We start from the raw sequence: 286 nt of genomic DNA on the forward strand, positions 1-286 counted from the left end.
GTAGCATTTACAATACGCCCCTCTACTTCACGACTTTTGGCAAATCGAACAAGGCCTAGTTTCGGCAACTTTATTTTGTTCCCTACAACGGCAATGTTTTCATTTGTTTGTTTTGTGGTATAAGATTGTACGTTGTTTTTCTTAGATTTAAAGTGCGGTGCGCTGTTTTGTTTTTTGAAAAAGCGCGTATAAGCATCCGCAAGGTTGCGAACAGACGACTGAATCGCAATACTATCCACTTCTTTTAGCCAAACAAGCTCTTTCTTCATGGCAGGTAGTTTGGCAG

The 286-nt window shown here is 40.6% G+C and carries 1 pseudogene; it reads right to left on the reverse strand.

Going from position 1 to position 286, the window contains the following annotated elements:
- Window positions 1–286: pseudogene (locus SB717_RS35125) on the reverse strand (IS200/IS605 family element RNA-guided endonuclease TnpB); the annotation flags it as partial.

The sequence above is a fragment of the Priestia sp. SIMBA_032 genome, assembly GCF_046535215.1.
Lineage (GTDB): Bacteria > Bacillota > Bacilli > Bacillales > Bacillaceae_H > Priestia > Priestia aryabhattai.